Here is a 15506-nt window from a genome sequence, read left to right as displayed (position 1 = left end):
AACGACGTCGTCACGAACATCACGGCGAAAATCACAATGAGGCTGTATTCGGTGACTTGCTGCCACCACTTCTGCCGATCGTTCGGCTGCGGGATCAACGCCTCGGCCGCGCGCTTGGCGCCCGCCTCGACGAGGTTTTCTCTTGCTTGCATGTCGTGACTCCTTCACCGTCGTTCGCGACGGGTTTTTGTTGCATCCGTTCCGTTTCGGGCATCGGTCGACGATCGCCGTCCCGTGCCGTCCCGCGCCGCACGTCATTCGACGCCCGGCGCGCAGTGCCAGTCGTTCAGGCGGCCTTCAGGCGGCCTCGCGCGCGGTGCCTGCGCCTTGCGGCAGCGCGAGTTCCAACAACGCGGGTTCGTTCGCCTCGCTGCGCGAAAGCTCGCCCGAGATCCGCCCTTCGCGCATGACAACGATGCGATCGGACACCCCGAGCACTTCGGGCAGCTCCGACGACACCATCACCACCGCGCAGCCGCGTTCGGCGAGTTCATAGATGACGTTATAGATCTCGTGTTTCGCGCCGACGTCGATCCCGCGGGTCGGTTCGTCGAGAATGACGACCTTCAGATCCGGTTCCGCGAGCCAACGCGACAGGATTGCCTTTTGCTGATTGCCGCCCGAGAGCAGACGAATCTTTTGCCGCCGGTTCGGCGTCTTGATCTTCAGCAGCTTGATGAAGCGATCGGCCGTCTCGGCTTCCTTCGCGCGATTGATGAACAATCCGGCGCGCAGATCGTGGCGGCGGCAGCTGATGTTGATGTTCTCGGCCACCGACGCCATCGCGACGATGCCCTCTTCCTTGCGGTCTTCGGGGCACAGCACGATGCCTTGGCGGATCGCATGTGAAGGGCTCTTGACATCGGTTTGCGCGCCGTCGAGTGTCAGACGTCCCCCCCGGCGCTTTTCGGCGCCATACACGAGCCGCATCAGTTCGCTGCGGCCCGCACCGACGAGCCCGAAGAAGCCGACGATCTCACCAGCCCGCACGCTGAAGCTCGCGGGCACGGAAAGGCCGTGGCCTTCGACAGCATCCACCGCCAGCCGCACCTCGCCTTGCTGACGGGGCCGATAGCCGTAGATGTCGGAAATCTCACGCCCCACCATTTCCTTGACGATCGTGTCGCGCGCCACCTCCGCGAGCGACGGATGCGACGCCACCTTGCGGCCGTCGCGGAAGATCGTGCAGGCGGTGCACAGCTCGTAGATCTCGTCCATGCGGTGCGAGATATAGATGAGCGCCCGGCCGTCCGCCTGCAACTCGCGCACGAGCTTGAAGAGCACTTCGGTCTCGCGATGCGAGAGCGAACTCGTCGGCTCGTCGAGCGCGATGACGCGCGCGTTACGCAGCAACGCCTTGCAGATTTCGACCATCTGCCGCTGCGCGATCGACAACCGGCCGAGCTTCGCATTGGGATCGAGATCGACGCCCATTTGCGCAAGCCGTTCCCTCACGAAACGCTTGGCATCGCGCTTGTTCACCCAGCCGAACGCATTCGGCAGCCGGCCGAGCAGCAGATTCTCGGTCACGGTCAGATCCGGAACATACTGCAGCTCCTGGTGGATCACCGCGACACCGGCCGCGATCGATGCGGCCGCGCTCGGAAAGCGCACCTCCTGCCCGTCCATCATGATGCGGCCCGAATCGGGCTGATACTCGCCACCCAGAATCTTGAGCAGCGTCGACTTACCCGCGCCGTTTTCGCCCATGAGGCCGTGCACCTGGCCGGCCTCGACCTCGAACGACACACCGTCGAGCGCCCGCACGCCCGGAAACACCTTGCCGATATTGTCAAATCGCAACGTTGCTGACATCTCACCTATCCTCGCACTGAAGGGTCGTCCAGGCCTGGCCGCCCGCCGCCGTCTTCGCCGACGGCCGGCCGGCCTGGAAAGCCACGCCGCTTACTTCGCGGCGAGCCCCATTTCTTCACGCACCTTCTCTACGTTGTCGCGCGTGGCGAGCATCCCCGTCGTCAGCGTCAGCGCGGGCGGCTGCGTGCCGGCCGTGATCCACTTGTACATATCTTCCGACGTTTCTTCGCCATGACGCTTCGGGCTGATGATGACGGAGCCGAAGAAGCCCGTCGCTGCCGGCTTCTTGAATTCGTTCAATGCCGAATCCGAGCCGCCGATGCCGATGCCGATCATGTTGTCGGCCTTGAAGCCACGGCCTTCCGCGGCACGCACGGCGCCGAGCACGGCTTCGTCGTTCAGGCCATACGCCACCCAGTGCTTGAACTGCGGGTTCTTCGTGATGGCGATGTTGGCCGCGTTGAACGCGTTTTCCGTATCGGTCTTCGCTTGCGGCGCAGCGATGATGTTCGCCTTCGGGAAGCCCGAAGCGGAGAGCACATCGGTCGCGCCTTGCGTGCGGTCGTGCGCCGTCGGCAACTGCTCGTAGGTCACATCGATCGCGCCGACGTCCTTCATGTCCCAGCCACGCTTCTTGATTTCGTCGATGAGGCCCTTGCCCACTTGCTGGCCGATGTTATATGCCGAGATGCCCATGTGCGGCACCGTGGCGATCGGCTTGCCGGCGCCGTCGACGAGGCGGTCATCCACCGTCATCATCTTCAGGCCGTCAGCCTTCGCCTTCGCGACGATACCCGGCCCGAGCTTGACGTCAGGCGTGCAAATGATGAAGCCTTGCGCCTTTTGCGCGGCGAGGTTGTCGATCGCGCTCATGACTTTTTCGCCCGACGTCGCACCGATCTTCACGAGCGTGAAGCCGTTCTTCTTCGCGGCCATCTCGGCGAATTTCCATTCGTCCTGGAACCAGGGTTCTTCGGGTTGCTTCACGAGGAAGCCGATCTTGACCGGATCGGCGGCTTGCGCGGCCGGCACGCCGGCGACCATGGAAGTCACCGCAGCTGCTACCAACGTAAGGAAAATCTTGCGCTTCATGACGTTTGTCTCCTGTCTGATTGAGCGTTCGGCCGCGTTATCTTGTCGGATGACTCACGCGGCCCATGCGTCATCCGGTTCGCACACCGCGCGGGAGCCCCCGCCCGGCAAAATCTGTCGTTGCTAGTCGTGATACAGCGCCGTGCGCCCGCCGTCGATCGTGATACAGGTCGCGTTGATGAAGGGCGCCTCGTCCGAAGCGAGAAACACCGCCGTCATTGCCACTTCGTCCGGCTCGCCGATCCGCTTCATCGGCTGCAAGGCCAACGTCGCCTGGCGGGCGGCCTCGGGATCGGACTGCCCGTTCCACCAATCGCGCGTGAGCTGCGTCTCGACATAACCCGGCGCGATCGCATTGACGCGGACTTGTTTCGCCGCATATTCGATCCCTAGCGCGCGTGTGAGACCGAGCACGCCATGCTTGGCCACGGGATAGGGAAAGCATCCCGGAATGATTTGAAACGCATGGGTCGATGCGATGTTCACGATACTGCCTCGCCTGCGCTCGACCATCCCCGGCAGCACGGCCTTGCAGCCGTTCCAGACGCCATCGAGATCCACGGCGAAGCAACGCCGCCAATCGTCGTCGGTCATCGTCAGCGGATCGCAAAACACGTTGATGCCGGCGTTGTTCACGAGGACATCGACGGGACCGAACGCCTGCTCGGCGGCATCGTGCGCGTCAAGCACCGAGGCGGGTTTCGTCACATCCGTTTGCACCGCAAGCACGCGCGCGCCAGGGATATCGGCCTCGATTCTTTGCCCGACATCGCGGGCGGCGTCGAGGTCGAGCTCGGCCAGCACCGTGGCCGCGCCTTCGCGCGCAAAGGCGCGCGCGACGGCTTCGCCGATCCCTCGGCCAGCACCGGTGACGATGGCGACCTTGCCCGCTAGCCGGTTCACTATGCGGCCTCTTCTTGCAGCTTGCGCCAGGCTGCGATGAACGCGCGAGCCTGCTCGGCGGTCGCATTCACCTCCTGCCCCGCGCGATACAGCGCCGAGCCGAGCCCGAAGCCATTCGCGCCGGCAGCCACGTGCGCGCTCATGGTCTGGGGCGTGACACCGCCCACCGGTACGAGCGGCACCCGTTTCGCAATGACGGCGCGCCAAGCCTTGATGACGGCAATGCCCAGTTGCTCGGCGGGAAACATCTTGAGTACGTCCGCGCCGTTGGCGAGCGCGGCGAACGCTTCGGTCGGCGTGGCGACCCCGGGCGCGCACGCCAGCCCCTTTGCCTTCGCCGTCCTGATGATCTCGAGGTCGCCGTGCGGCATGACGATCAGTTCGCCGCCCGCATCCGCCACTTGCTCGACGAATTCCGTGCGCAGCACCGTACCCGCTCCGACGATCACCGCGCTCGGCAGTGCGTCGCGCAAGGCGGCGATACTGGCGAGCGGATCCGGCGAGTTCAGCGGCACCTCGACGATGCGAAACCCGGCCTCATGCAGCGCTTGCCCGTGCGCCACGACTTCGCTGGGCTTCACGCCGCGCAGGATCGCGATGAGCGGGCACGCCTCGAACGCAGCCATGAAGCGTGCGTGAGGTTGATAGGGCTTCGGAAGATCGAATTCGGTTTGCATATCGTGCGACCTGTTTGTTCGGCTGACTGACGATTCATCGATTGGCTAAACAGCCGGTACATCAACTCGCGGGCGCTGTCGCATGGCGTTCGACCAGCCCCGCCTGCGTGGCGATGCGCCACAGACCGCTTTCCGCCGCGGCTTCGACCACGCTCGCTCGCGTGCAGCCGAACTCGGCCAATGCGAGCCGATAGCGTTCGCACAGCGCGGCGCTGCCGATCAACCGTGGCGCTTCCTGTGCGAGCGTCGCACCGCGCGACTCGAGCAGCGCCGCGAGCCCGCACAGTTCGTGTCCGATCAGCAGGCCCGATAGATAGTCGGGCTGTTCTTCGGCCGCGAGCGCACCGGTCAAGCCGAGCGTGCGCGTGCTGAAAATCGTCGCGAGGAGCCCGGCGTGATGCGCATGCCGGCCCACCGTCACGCCGCGCAAGAATGCTTGCGTATCGGGCGCCGCCGGATCGACCATCGTGCGCCCGAGGATCGTGTGATCGCGCAGGGCCGCGTAAAGCTCACCCGTCATGAACGTATGGAACGACTCGATGCGCGCACCGTGCACGACGGCCCATTTCGCATGCGTGCCCGGCAAACCCACGAGCGTGCGCGCGGAGCCGGCGATCGCGTCGCTCGCGAGCGCGCCGACGATCTGCGTTTCCTCGCCGCGCATGACGTTCGGCAGTTCGCTGCGTTCGATGACGCCCGGGACGATATGCACGCACACGCCGCGCGCCGTCGTGACGCGCACGATGCCGGCCACGAGCGCGGCGGCATCGGCGGGCGTATCGACATACGGCGCCTCGCGCCAGCCTTGTGCGCTGCCGACCATCCCGGCGGCGATCACGGGCAGATCTGGCGACGACGCGAGCCATTCGCCGCATGCCGCTTCAAACGCGGCATCGAAGCCGCCGGCCTGCGGCAAGCGCATGATGCCGTCGCTGGAGGCGCGCGTACCGATGACGTTGCCCTGTGCGTCGAACAGATAGGCCCGCATGGCCGTGGTGCCCCAGTCGACCCCGATCAACGCCGGTCCCGCGGTTAAAGCATGTACAGCGCTCATCGTTTGATACGGCGCGCACCAGGCGCGACCCAGCCAAGTTCTTCGGAAATCGCGCGCGCTTCGCGCTGCACGATCGGGACGAGTTCATCCATGCGTTCGAGCGACATATAGGGGATCGTGCTGGCCACCGATACGGCGGCGATGATCGCTCCGGACGCGTCGCGGATCGGCGCGGCCACGCAGCGAATCGACGCCTCGTTTTCCTCGAGGTCGAACGAATACCCCCCCGCCGAAAAACGGACCATCCGTTGCAGAAAGAGCGGTTTGTCGGGGCGGCTGTCGTTCTCGAAGCGCACGCTTTCGAACGCGCGCCGGGCCGAGTCGAAGAGCGAGCCCCACGTCTGCGGCGATAAGTCGAGCATCAGGGCCTTGCCGATCCCCGTCGACGCGAGGGGCATCCGATGGCCGACGCGCGAGCGCATTTCAAGGCCGCGCGTGCCCGGGATCTTGTCGATGTACAGGACATCGTCGCCATCGCGTACGCCGAGGTGGATGGTGTCCAGCGTCGCTTCGGACAAACGTTCCAAGTGCGGGCGCGCCACGGCCGTCAACGGCATCTGCTCGAGTGCGATCGTCCCGAGTTCGATGAGCTTGGGCCCCAGCAGATAGCCGTTGGGACCGTGACGCAGATAGCGCGCCTGCACGAGGCTGCTCACCAGACGGTGCGTCGTACTGCGTGTCGTGCCGAGCGCGGCAGCGAATGTCCGCATGTCACGCGAGCCGTTGGCACAGGCCTCGATGATGGCGAGCCCGCGCAACAGCGTTTGGGTGCCCGCTTGCGACTCGTTGATCTCCAAGGGGGAGCCCGCGATCGGAGCCGGGTCGAGCATGCCGCCGCTCGGGGTGCCGAGCGCAGGCTCGGCCGTATCGCCCATCGCCGCGGGATGGGCCAGGTTGTTCTCAGGGGCAGTCATCGGGCGCGTCTCCGTTCAGGTGGGATGCTTCGCTCTCGAATCGCTTCGCTTCTTGCCATTCGCATTCGTTACGCGGCCTTTCGACCGCTCGCGACGGATTGTAGGCATGCCTTCAGTCATGATCCAACATTTGGATCACCTGCCCATATATTGAGACCTCATACGAATGGGCGAAGCCGTGGCAAGATGCCTTTGTGCCGCTGCCGGCTGGTTGCTTCCGGGCGGGCGCCAGTGCCAGTGGGCTTCTCCGCTGAGCCTTATGCGCCCGCAAACGCGCTTTCATTTCATCGGATGTCTGCCCTATAAGGACCCATTAATGAAACCGATCATCAATCTGGCCGACGTTGAACTGGCCCCGCTACCGGCCGGCGTCGCGCCGCCCGAATCGATGTCCGATCGCTACGCTCCGCGAATGGGGGCGATCGGTGCGCGTATCGGCGCGCAAAAGCTGGGCTATAACGTGACCGCGCTGGCACCGGGCAAACGCGCGTTTCCGTTTCACAGCCATCGCGTGAATGAAGAGATGTTTTTTGTGCTGGAAGGAACGGGAGAAGTGAGGATCGGCGAAGCGGTCTACCCGATCCGCGCGGGAGATGTCATCGCCTGTCCGCCCGGTGGCCCTGAGGTGGCGCATCAGATCGCGAATACAGGCGACGTAGAATTGAAATACTTGGCGGTGAGCACGAAGATGATGCCCGAGATCGCCGAATATCCCGACTCGGGCAAATTCGGGATTCTCGCGGAATTTCCGGGTGCCCCGGGCGAACGGCCGAAGGGGTTCAGATTCGTCTCGCGGGAGAGCGAGAGTAAGCCGTATTGGGACGATAACTGAGCAACTGAGCAACTGAGCGGCGAACGCGTCGCTCAAGCGATCAGGGCGGAAACGTATTGCGTCGGATGCGACGCAAGCTGATTTGTTCCACCCTCAATGCGGCAATTCCGCCGCCCCCATTCGCCGTGCGATGACACCGGCTCTTTGCGCGAGATAAGCGGATGACCGATGCTGATCGAAATACTTCGGATTCGGCAACATGACGGCAAGCCGGGCCGATTGCCAAGCCGTCAATTGTTGAGCGTTGCACCGATAGTAGTAACGCGCAGCCGCTTGCGCGCCATACACGCCGTTACCCCATTCCACCGAATTCAAATAAATCTCGAAAATCCGCTCCTTATCGAGCAGCGTTTCGAGCATCCACGTAATGATGAGCTCCTGCCCTTTGCGCAGATAACTTTTTTGACGCGAAAGAAACAAATTGCGCGCGAGTTGCTGAGAGATCGTAGAGCCGCCCGCGACAATCTTGCCGCGCTTCTTATTCCTCTCCCAAGCCTGCAAGATCGCATCTGTTTCGTAGCCGTTGTTATTCACAAAGTTCGCATCTTCCGAAGCAATGATCGCGCGCTTCAGATTGCGAGAGATGTGATCGTACGGCACCCATTGATGCGCGATCGCGACATCGGGACGATCCTGCGCCAGCCGCCAGGCATCGGCGCGCATGAACGCCGTCGAACCCGGATCGACGATGCTCCACGCCGCAATTTGCGCGAAGTAATACGCCTGTGTCGCCCCCCAGGCGAAGGCGCACACCGCCACCCCATACAGCACCCAGCCGCCGATGCCGACACGCTTGTCCGTTTTTGTCATCGATGCGTCTTGACCATTCGCACTCGTCACTCGTCTCAGGCATTCGCGCCATGCGCAACAACCGCGCGCGGGCCCCAGCCCCTAGGCGGATGCCGCCAGCAACGCGCGCAGTTCGGCCAGCACCGGACCGCTCGCGGGCCGCACGCCGCGCCAGACCCAAAACGATTCCGCCGCCTGCTCGACGAGCATGCCCAGCCCGTCCGAGATCCTCGCCCCGAGTGCCTGCGCGTGCCGCATGAACACCGTGGGCTGCGCCCCGTACATCATGTCGTAGGCCAGCGTGCCCGTACCGAACGCGCCGTCGTCGCACTCGGGCACCGCCGCCGCGAGCGAACCGGCTGTCGCGTTGACGATGACATCGTACGGCGCCGGCGTGACCGCATCGGGGCCGCCGCCCGATAGCACGCAGCCGGCTTCCCGCGCCGCTTGCGCGAATTGCTGCGCCAGCGCCTGTGCCTTTTCCGCTGTGCGATTGACGATCGTCAGCGAACGCGGACCGCGCTCGAGCATCGGCAGGATCGCCCCTCGCGCCGCGCCGCCCGCGCCCAGCAGCAAAACACTCGCGCCGGACAACTCCACCTTCAAGTTGGTTTCGATGTCGCGGACGAGGCCCACGCCATCCGTATTGTCGCCGTAGATGCCATCGGCATCGAAGCGCAACGTATTGACGGCGCCCGCGGCCGCGGCTCGCGGCGAGAGCCGATCGGCCAACGCGTACGCCTCAAGCTTGAACGGGACCGTGACATTGAGCCCACGGCCGCCAGCCGCGATGAATGCCCGCACAGCCGCCTCGAAACCGTCGATCGGGGCAAGCACGCGCCGGTATTCGACACGCTCGCCCGTCTGGAGGGCGAAGCGCGAATGGATGACGGGCGACTTGCTATGGGCGATCGGGTTGCCCATCACCGCATACAGTTCGTACCCTGCCTGCGCGGGGGCGATCGGCCCCGCGCCCGACGACGATTGCTCGCTCGCCCCGCTCATTGCGCCACCTGGGCAGGCCGCGCCGCGCCGCCTTGCGCATCGAGGCTCGGCTCGCCGCCCTCTGCGCGTTCCGCATCGACGGTACCCGCCTGGGCGCTTTCCGCCGATTCATCGGATGCGGCCGGTGCCCCGCCGCCTTCCCCGGCCGCTTCGGCACGCGCTTCTTCTTCGCCTTCCGCCGAAGCCTCGGGCGCATCGAGTACGTCGGCTTCTTCCTCTTCTTCCTCGGCGGCCGTCGTCGCGGCACCGGGCGCATCCAGTACGCGAATGGGCCGCACGGATGCCTCGACCGTCAACTCGTCCACCCCCATCACCTCGAGCACGATCCGCGTCCCGCGCGCATGCACGCCGAGGCCCGGCACATGCAGCAGCAGCGGCACTTCTTCGAGCCGCACGAGATCGCCCTTGACCACCGAGGCCACGACTTCCTTCTTGTTCTCCTGCGTGAGCCAGCGCAAGCACCAGAAGTACTCCATGCGGCGCTGGTGATCGGCGTACGCAGTGTAGGTATCGTCGAAGCCTTGCACGACGGCGAACAAATCGGCGTCTTTCGGCTTGAACGGTGCAACGAGCTTCGCGGCAACGCCATGCTGAACGCAGGCGAGCAGTTGCCATTGATTGACGAGGTCGACATATCGGCGCAGCGGCGAGGTACTCCACGCATACTGCGCGACACCCAGCCCTTCGTGCGGCGCCGCGTTCGTTTGCATACGCGTGCGCTTCGGCCCTGCCGCGGCGAACGTGCGCTGCGTGCGGTAGATGCCGGGCACGCCATGATCGTGGAGCAGCGCGCCCCAAGTCGAGTTGGCGAGAATCGCGAGTTCGGCGACGATCAGATCGAGCGGCGAACCGCGGCGCCGCGGCGTGATCGTCACATGCTCGCCGTCCACATAAAAGTTGTAATCGGTATTGCCCGGCACCTCGCGCCTGAGCCCATAGCCGGCGCGCGCCGCTTGGCGCTTTTCGAACAGCGCCTGGGCGAGCGGCCACAAGATGGCGATGTCGTCCTTGTGCGGATAGTCGCCGGTGCCCGCGGCAAGCGCTTCTTCCGTCACGCAGGCATCGAGCGTGTTGTGACGCAGGTTGCTTTTCACGTACACGAGTTCGGCGCGCGTTTCGGTGGCGACGATCTCCTGCGTGGCGCGGTTGACGATGATGTAGAGCGAGAGTGCGGGCCGCACGCCCCCTTCTTTCAGCGTGAAGACCTCGACCACCTCGTCGGGCAGCATCGTGATCTTGTCGCCGGGCATATAGACGGTCGACAAGCGGGCCCGGGCAATCGCATCCACCGCATCGCCGCGCACGATCCCGAGCGCCGGCGCGGCAATGTGCACGCCGACGCGAACCCGGTCGTCCGCCAGCACTTCCACGGAAAACGCATCGTCGATTTCGGTCGTCGAGATGTCGTCGATGGAAAACGCCGGCGCATGCGCCGTCGGCAGATCGTCGGGCACGGGCCCCGGCGTCACGGACGGAAAACCGGTGCCGTGCGGAAAGTATTCGGAGAGGAACCGCGCTTCATGCAGCGCACGCGCCGAAGCGATGCCGCCGCAATCGAGCATGAGCCGAGCCTGGGAAATCCCGCGCGCCGCCGCGGCGCCCTCGAGCGCTTTATATTCGATCGAGTTCTTGTCCGGTTTGGTGAGGAGCATCAGCGCCTTGCCGCGCAGCGCCTCCGGCAGTTGGCCAGCCTTCAGTTCCTCTTCGTACTGCGCTTGCACGAGCGCCTGCTGACGCTTGCGCTCGAGCGCCGCGAGCGCCATTTTCAGTTGCTCTTCGGGCGCGCGCTGATATTGCCCGCGCCCCTTGCGCCGGAAGTAAACGGGCGCGCCTTGCATGCGCAGGACGAGCGCCGCGCGCTCGACTGGCCCCGATTGCGCGCCGAAGTACTCGCTTGCAAGCGCGGCGAACGGAAATTCATCGGCCGGCGCACATTCCCACAAAAAATCGAGGTCGATCTGCTGGGCAGACGCATCGGCTTCCTGCAGCAACTCGGCCGCGCTCGGCTTCTCGAACTCGATCAGCACGTCCTTGGCGCGCACCTTCGTGCGCTTGCCGCCCGGCAGTTCGACTTGCAGCGCATCGCCTTGGCGCGACAGCACGCTGCCCGCCTTCAACCCGCCTGATTCCTCAAAGAAAACGTTCACTCGACACTCTCGTTACGAATTTGGCCCTCGCAGCCAGCTAAGCGCCGCAAACCGCGCACCCGCTGCGAATCGATATTGTTCAGTTGTGCGGCACACGCGAGGTGCGCCACTGGCACGGCCGCCGGGCTACACCTGCCCGGCCGGGGCGATGCCGCAAAACGCGAGCACCTCGTCGATGTAATCGGCGAATTCGCTGATCGCGTGATCGCTGCCGGTAATCAGTCTCGTCTCGACACCGGGGTAATGCGCCAGCATCTCGCGGTAGTCGAGCACTTCGTCGCCCGTGGCGGCGATCAAATAATAGCGTTCCGGCCGGGAGATCGACGCGACACCGAGCGAGCGCAGCTCATCCAGATGGCTCGCCTCCACGACGATGCTGCCGCCGCCGTGCCACAGCGGCTGCTCCCCCAAATAGGCAGACAGATCGCGCTGCGGCAGCACCGCCGGATTGAGCAGCACCGCCCGCCAGCCATGCTTCTCGGCCAGATGCGTGGCGAAATACCCGCCGAGCGAACTGCCGACTACTGTGACGTCATCGGCGGCGAGACCCGCTGCCTGCGCTTCCGCCACCGCAACGGCTTCGAGCGGGGAAACGGGCAGCATCGGACAACGCCAGTCGTGCGCACGCCCTAGTGCGGCCAGGCGCGCGGCCAGCAACTGGGCCTTGAACGATTTGGGCGACGAACGGAAGCCATGCAGATAGAGAATCACGCGACGCCTCTCGCGCCGGAGCCGAGCGCGTCGAGCAATTTCTGGTGCACGCCGCCGAACCCGCCGTTGCTCATGACGAGTACGTGATCGCCGGGGCGGGCCGCACGGGCGACCGCCGCGACCAGCGCATCGAGATCGTCGAAGGCAAGGGCCTTCTCGCCGAGCGGCGCAAGCGCGTCGCGCAGATCCCAACCTAGCGCGTCGCGCCCGTTGGCCGCGCCGTAACCGAAGACGAGATCCGCCCCGGCCAGGCTCTGCGGCAACTGCGCCTTCATCACCCCGAGCTTCATCGTATTTGAGCGCGGCTCGAGCACCGCGAGGATCCGGGTGCGCTCGCTGCCGACGCGCGTGCGCAATCCCGCGATCGTGGTTTCGATCGCCGTCGGATGGTGGGCGAAGTCGTCGTAGACCGTCACGCCATCGACGCTTCCGCGCACTTCCATGCGCCGCTTCACGTTGCGAAATTCGCTGAGCGAGCGCGCGGCCTGAGCCGGCGGTACGCCCACATGCCGCGCCGCCGCGATCGCAGCGAGCGCGTTGAGCCGATTGTGCTCGCCCTGGACATGCCACTCGACGATCCCGGCGCGCTCGCCGCGCCAACCGACAGCGTAGCGCTCGTCGACCGGCTCGCCCTCTCGCGCGGGCAGCGCATCCCAGCCCCCTTCCACGCCAAAGCGCTCCACCTCGCTCCAGACGCCGCGGGCCAGCACGCGATCGAGCGCGGCCTCGCGCCCGTTGACGATCAGACGTCCCACGCCGGGCACCGTGCGAATCAGATGATGGAATTGCGTTTCGATCGCCGCCAGATCCGGGAAGATATCGGCGTGATCGAACTCCAGATTATTCAGAATGGCCGTGCGCGGGCGATAGTGGACGAACTTCGATCGTTTATCGAAGAACGCCGTGTCGTATTCGTCGGCCTCGATGACGAAGAAACTCGAATCCGTGAGCCGGGCCGAGACACCGAAGTTCAGCGGCACGCCGCCGATCAGAAAACCCGGGTTGAGCCCGGCATCCTCGAGCAGCCAGGCGAGCATCGAACTCGTCGTAGTCTTTCCGTGCGTGCCTGCCACGGCCAGCACCCACTTGCCCGCCAGTACGTGTTCGCCGAGCCATTGCGGCCCCGACACATAGGGCAGGCCGCGGTCGAGAATGGCCTCCATCAGCGGATTGCCGCGTGAGACAACATTGCCGATGACGTACAGGTCCGGCTTCAGATCGAGCTGTTCGGCACCGTAGCCTTCGATGAGCGTGATGCCTTGCGCCTCGAGCTGGGTACTCATCGGCGGATAGACACCGGCGTCGCAACCCGTCACGGTATGTCCCGCGCCGCGCGCGAGCACCGCGAGGCCGCCCATGAATGTGCCGCAGATGCCGAGGATGTGGATATGCATAAAAACTGTGTGCTCGTGCCGTGCTTGCCGCGAAGTGCATGATGGGACGCGAACGCCGGGCGGGCGAGCCGCGTGAGGCCCGCTATTGTACCCGACGCGCCGGCGTCACCCGGGCGCAGCGGGCGCCGCGGCCACGGTGAAGGGATCTAGTATGATGGCCGGATGGTGCGCAAAACTTTTGTCGATCCGCAGCGCGTGCGGGAAGAAATCGCGATCGCGGCGGCTCGTCTGATCGCCGAGGAGGGGCTCGACTACGCCAGCGCGAAGCGCAAGGCGGCCCGGCAGGTCGTCGGGCAGGTGCGCGTCGCCGGCGAATGGCTGCCCGACAACGATCAGATCGAGGAAGAAATCCGCGAATATCAACTGCTGTTCCAGTCGGATAGCCAGCCGGCCGTGTTGCGCCGGCTGCGCGGGATCGCACTCGAGTGGATGAGACGCCTGGCGGCGTTCAACCCCTATGTCACCGGCGCGGTACTCAACGGGACGGCGGGAGAACACTCCGATATCCACTTGCAGGTGTTCTGCGATAACCCGAAAGAGGTGGCGATTTATCTGCTCAATGCCAATGTGCAGTACGACGTCTCGGAAACCCGCCATTTCGGCGGGCGCGGGGATGTCGAAACGCTGAGCTTCCTGTGGCGCGGCGCCCGCGATGAAGAGCCGGTCGGCATTCACATCGCGTTGTACGACACCGACGATCTGCGCGGCGCCGTGCGTGCCGACGCCCGTGGCCGCGCGCCGCGCGCCAACGCCGATGCGCTGCAGGCGCTGCTGGCAGGCGGCGATGCCGCGCCCCTCACCCACAACTGACCATCGGCCGACTCTTCCACCTTCTATTTAGTTAGATGAAAACGAAAGCCACCTTCGCCATCGCGGCCGTCGCTGTCGCCGCCGTCGTCGCCGTCGCCGTCGTGGCCGGGACCGGCGGCCGGCAATGGCTACAGGGCCGGATGGATCGCCCGGCCGCCGCCCAGCCGCAGACATCGCCCCCGCAGGCCGCGGAGCCGGCCAGCGACGCCGTCGCACAGTTGCTGGATACGCCGCTGCAGGATGTCGCCGGCAAGTCAAAGACGCTCGCCCCCTATAAAGGGCGCATCCTGGTCGTCAATTTCTGGGCGTCCTGGTGCGGCCCCTGCGTAGCGGAGATGCCGGAGCTCGTTCGCCTCCATGACACCTATGCGCGCAAAGGAATCCAGTTCGTGGGAATCGGGGTGGATTCGCAGCAGAACGTGCAGTCCTTTCTGAAGAAAGTGCCGGTCGACTACCCGATTCTCGTCAGCGGATTCGGCGGCGCCGACCTCGCTCGCAACCTCGGCAATGCGGCCGGCGCTTTGCCGTTTACGGTCGTAATTGACGCCAACGGCGTCGTTCGGTCGACAAAATTAGGACAAGTCAGCCCCGCCGAATTGAGCAAGACGCTCGACGCCCTGTGAGCACGCCGGATCGCACGAGCCACGTTCGACGCACATTGCGCGACGATCGCGCCAGGAACCCGGGCTTTTCGCGGCAAATGTCAGCATAGGCGAGTAAAGAATACCGCTTCGCGCCCTGAGATTTTCAATCGCTGCTAGACAAGTTTCGACAAACGGCGCTAAAGTGCGCGCAATTCCGCGGAAACAGAAGCGAACCATGACACGATTGCTGGTACTGCACGGCCCAAACCTCAACCTGCTAGGCACGCGGGAACCGGAGGTCTACGGTCGCGTCACGCTGAGCGAAATCGATCAGGCGCTGATGGCCCGCGCGAAGGAAGCCGGAGTCGAGTTGGCGACGTTTCAGAGCAATCATGAAGGCCAGCTCGTCGATCGCGTGCAGGCTGCCCGCGCGGAAGGGGTCGAATTTGTCTTGATCAACCCCGCCGCCTACACCCATACGAGCGTCGCGGTGCGCGATGCGCTGGCGGGCGTCGGCATCCCGTTCGTCGAGATCCATCTGTCGAACGTTCATCGCCGGGAGCCGTTCAGGCATCACTCGTACTTTTCCGATCTGGCCGAAGGCGTCATCTGCGGGCTCGGTTGGAAGGGTTACCTGTACGCACTCGAATTCGCGCTCGAACGGCTCGCGTCGCCCAGCGCGCGGGGCTGAATTTCAGAACACCAAATCGGCGCCGGCACGAGCCGGCGCCTCACGCATGGGACAAGGGGATTCCCTATGGATCTACGTAAGCGGAAAA

General features: G+C 64.8%; 15 protein-coding genes and 1 pseudogene. 4 read left to right on the top strand and 12 right to left on the bottom strand.

Going from position 1 to position 15506, the window contains the following annotated elements:
- The 7 genes and pseudogenes from araH to ACTHL0_RS03775 all read right to left on the bottom strand — a co-directional run.
- Window positions 1-152, bottom strand: a pseudogene (gene araH / locus ACTHL0_RS03805) (L-arabinose ABC transporter permease AraH); the annotation flags it as partial.
- Window positions 153-297: 145 nt separating this feature from the next.
- The gene (gene araG / locus ACTHL0_RS03800; RefSeq protein ID WP_440565257.1) at window positions 298-1815 is read right to left on the bottom strand and encodes an L-arabinose ABC transporter ATP-binding protein AraG; all 1518 of its coding nucleotides are present in this window, start codon (window positions 1813-1815) and stop codon (window positions 298-300) included.
- Window positions 1816-1905: 90 nt separating this feature from the next.
- Window positions 1906-2907: an arabinose ABC transporter substrate-binding protein gene (locus ACTHL0_RS03795; RefSeq protein WP_440565256.1), complete on the bottom strand. Its 1002-nt coding sequence runs from the start codon at window positions 2905-2907 to the stop codon at window positions 1906-1908.
- A 123-nt stretch (window positions 2908-3030) separates the two neighbouring features.
- Window positions 3031-3810, bottom strand: coding sequence for an SDR family oxidoreductase (locus tag ACTHL0_RS03790; protein WP_440565255.1), 780 nt, complete (start codon window positions 3808-3810; stop codon window positions 3031-3033).
- The gene (locus ACTHL0_RS03785; protein WP_440565254.1) at window positions 3810-4487 is read right to left on the bottom strand and encodes a 2-dehydro-3-deoxy-6-phosphogalactonate aldolase; all 678 of its coding nucleotides are present in this window, start codon (window positions 4485-4487) and stop codon (window positions 3810-3812) included. The genes ACTHL0_RS03790 and ACTHL0_RS03785 overlap by 1 nt, the downstream gene beginning before the upstream one ends.
- A 61-nt stretch (window positions 4488-4548) precedes the next feature.
- The gene (locus ACTHL0_RS03780; protein WP_440565253.1) at window positions 4549-5541 is read right to left on the bottom strand and encodes a 2-dehydro-3-deoxygalactonokinase; all 993 of its coding nucleotides are present in this window, start codon (window positions 5539-5541) and stop codon (window positions 4549-4551) included.
- Window positions 5538-6371: an IclR family transcriptional regulator gene (locus ACTHL0_RS03775; protein ID WP_440565259.1), complete on the bottom strand. Its 834-nt coding sequence runs from the start codon at window positions 6369-6371 to the stop codon at window positions 5538-5540. Before ACTHL0_RS03775 ends, ACTHL0_RS03780 begins: the two co-directional genes overlap by 4 nt.
- Before the next feature lie 400 nt (window positions 6372-6771).
- On the opposite strand from ACTHL0_RS03775, the gene ACTHL0_RS03770 reads away from it, so the two are divergent.
- The gene (locus ACTHL0_RS03770; protein WP_440565252.1) at window positions 6772-7287 is read left to right on the top strand and encodes a cupin domain-containing protein; all 516 of its coding nucleotides are present in this window, start codon (window positions 6772-6774) and stop codon (window positions 7285-7287) included.
- Window positions 7288-7380: 93 nt separating this feature from the next.
- Here ACTHL0_RS03770 and mtgA read toward each other — a convergent pair whose 3' ends face one another.
- The 5 genes from mtgA to mpl form a co-directional block, all read right to left on the bottom strand.
- Complete coding sequence (gene mtgA, locus ACTHL0_RS03765; RefSeq protein WP_440565251.1) at window positions 7381-8097, bottom strand: monofunctional biosynthetic peptidoglycan transglycosylase; 717 nt, start codon at window positions 8095-8097, stop codon at window positions 7381-7383.
- A gap of 81 nt (window positions 8098-8178) precedes the next feature.
- Window positions 8179-9000 carry a shikimate dehydrogenase gene (aroE, locus tag ACTHL0_RS03760; protein WP_440565258.1) on the bottom strand — a complete coding sequence of 274 codons (822 nt, stop codon included), beginning with the start codon at window positions 8998-9000 and terminating at the stop codon, window positions 8179-8181.
- Between the two features lie 77 nt (window positions 9001-9077).
- Window positions 9078-11228 carry a ribonuclease catalytic domain-containing protein gene (locus tag ACTHL0_RS03755; protein ID WP_440565250.1) on the bottom strand — a complete coding sequence of 717 codons (2151 nt, stop codon included), beginning with the start codon at window positions 11226-11228 and terminating at the stop codon, window positions 9078-9080.
- 126 nt (window positions 11229-11354) lie between these two features.
- Window positions 11355-11939, bottom strand: coding sequence for a YqiA/YcfP family alpha/beta fold hydrolase (locus tag ACTHL0_RS03750; RefSeq protein ID WP_440565249.1), 585 nt, complete (start codon window positions 11937-11939; stop codon window positions 11355-11357).
- Window positions 11936-13333 carry a UDP-N-acetylmuramate:L-alanyl-gamma-D-glutamyl-meso-diaminopimelate ligase gene (gene mpl / locus ACTHL0_RS03745; protein WP_440565248.1) on the bottom strand — a complete coding sequence of 466 codons (1398 nt, stop codon included), beginning with the start codon at window positions 13331-13333 and terminating at the stop codon, window positions 11936-11938. The genes ACTHL0_RS03750 and mpl overlap by 4 nt, the downstream gene beginning before the upstream one ends.
- A 162-nt stretch (window positions 13334-13495) precedes the next feature.
- On the opposite strand from mpl, the gene ACTHL0_RS03740 reads away from it, so the two are divergent.
- The 3 genes from ACTHL0_RS03740 to aroQ all read left to right on the top strand — a co-directional run bounded on the left by ACTHL0_RS03740 (window position 13496) and on the right by aroQ (window position 15418).
- Window positions 13496-14143: a UDP-N-acetylmuramate--alanine ligase gene (locus tag ACTHL0_RS03740; protein ID WP_440565247.1), complete on the top strand. Its 648-nt coding sequence runs from the start codon at window positions 13496-13498 to the stop codon at window positions 14141-14143.
- Window positions 14144-14178: 35 nt separating this feature from the next.
- Window positions 14179-14766: a TlpA family protein disulfide reductase gene (locus ACTHL0_RS03735; protein ID WP_440565246.1), complete on the top strand. Its 588-nt coding sequence runs from the start codon at window positions 14179-14181 to the stop codon at window positions 14764-14766.
- A 196-nt stretch (window positions 14767-14962) separates the two neighbouring features.
- Complete coding sequence (gene aroQ / locus ACTHL0_RS03730) at window positions 14963-15418, top strand: type II 3-dehydroquinate dehydratase (RefSeq protein WP_440565245.1); 456 nt, start codon at window positions 14963-14965, stop codon at window positions 15416-15418.
- The last annotated feature ends 88 nt before the right edge of the window (window positions 15419-15506 follow it).

This window comes from Trinickia sp., from assembly GCF_051961175.1.
Lineage (GTDB): Bacteria > Pseudomonadota > Gammaproteobacteria > Burkholderiales > Burkholderiaceae > Trinickia.
This window is presented reverse-complemented; position numbering and strand designations above follow the sequence as displayed.